Genomic DNA, 1,757 nt, shown 5'->3' with positions numbered 1-1,757 from the left:
GACCACAAAACACGTTATATCAAGGGCTGTTTCGGATTTTTACTCTGCGAAAGTTGAGTTCTTTATATCAAAAAATATCACTTTTCTGTGACTCTGTAAATTGAGTCCTTTTTTTGTTTCTAATTTTTTGAAACTGGCACTTACTAGGCTAGAAGCTGGTACTTATGCATTCCTACAGCGGCAACAAATAGCTATTGTACATGTAAAGTGAAATCACTCGACACCACTGGGCTGTGTATAAAAAAGTTTGGCAGGGTGGCACGTATAGAGGGCGGTGAGGCAGTTCTATGCACAAAAAAACACAGACATTAGTTCCTGAATTCTTTGATTTTTATTTCAAAATTATACAACAGCAGCGTTTACCATCTTCCTTCGCCTTTATCCTCATACCCCATTTCCATTAAATCCAATAAAGCATCCTCCCTTTGCATTTCGGCATAATTTTCTCCGTACTCTTCCTTTAGTTGTTCTTCATACTCTTCATAAGAAAGTTCAAAACGTGGTTCATCTATCATACCCTCTAAATCCTCAATGTGCATACAAAAAAAGTCAACCGCTTCATCATAACAGACCTTTAAATGTTTTATAAGTGTATCAGTCTCTTGTTCATCCAATTCGATAGCGTAATGCATAATATTATTACGAATTTTATTAACATGTAAAACGGTATCTGTAAATCTTGTAGGCAGTTCTATATCACATAAATACTCAATTCTTTTAAGTGCGTCTGTCAGGCATACAGTTCTTAGCTTAGGTTCTACATCAAAAACAGTTTTTGCACCATTTTTATCCTTGCTTAGCCTTTCTTTAGCATTCATATACATTTTTATGTTTTCAAACATAAATGATTGGCTATTTTCTTTTAAAATGAATTTCAGCAATAATTCAATTCCGTGACTTAAAAAAATAGTCGCATTTTTAATTAAATAATGCCCACCTTCAGCTAAATTATTAAATTCATTTAAATCATTGTGGGCAGTTTTTAACGAATCAACCCCATTGTCCAATAAAGAAAATTTCACAATTCTCATCCCCTTTGCTTCAAATTGTGATTAACCCTTTCCCAAAATTCTTATATATCAAGGGTCTTTATTTAATTAAAGTACCTGTGATTAACATACTATAGAAAGCCTCATGTATCAAGGGTTCACAGATTTTAATAATCACAATTTAATAATCACATATGGTACTACCTTTAACTTTTAAAAGTCCTATAATGAGGGACAGACTTAATCACAGCGGATTCAGTCAGGCTGTCTGAAAAAGTCCGACAATTTTGTAGCCCTTGTGGCTGTGGGGTTCTAGCGTTTGGTAAAAATTAGCCTGTTTGCGGGCATGTAATCCGAGGCCGCTGACACACATATTACTGTAGAAGAATGATACTTAAAGATAACTACCCTGATAACAGTAATAAAGATAAAAGATATGGCTTCGCCAGTTCGGAACTAAAGTTCCTCACGATATATAAAAGACAGTTAAAGATAATTCTAAAGAATCCTGTCCACAGAATAAAGAACAGATAATTACTTTTAAAATACTTTCATGAAGCGTTAGCGGAATGAAAGACGTTAGTAAGTTCCTTATCGTCATTTAAAAGTATAAGTTTATTTTTTGCCATTTCCCTAGCGGTCATTTCTGACTGTCTAGGGGCTATTTTTATGGCCTTTTTTCTCTTATTGCCCCACGTTTGACAGATGCCCATAAAAACCCTATGCCGCCCTAGTACAGCAACTCCGCCACTAACTATGTATCCTTTT

2 protein-coding genes are annotated in these 1,757 nt (G+C 34.8%); both read right to left on the bottom strand.

Annotated features, from left to right (window positions below; translation table 11 throughout):
* Positions 1-359: 359 nt before the first annotated feature.
* A complete protein-coding gene (locus tag SIN01_RS14595) occupies positions 360-1,022 on the bottom strand; it encodes a hypothetical protein (RefSeq protein ID WP_010027864.1) in 663 nt (220 codons plus the stop codon).
* Positions 1,023-1,540: 518 nt separating this feature from the next.
* Positions 1,541-1,757, bottom strand: a 217-nt coding sequence (locus SIN01_RS15300; protein ID WP_218027798.1) for a hypothetical protein, incomplete at its 5' end; no start/stop codon positions are given.

This window comes from Sporolactobacillus inulinus (assembly GCF_006539285.1).
GTDB lineage: Bacteria > Bacillota > Bacilli > Bacillales > Sporolactobacillaceae > Sporolactobacillus > Sporolactobacillus inulinus.
This window is presented reverse-complemented; position numbering and strand designations above follow the sequence as displayed.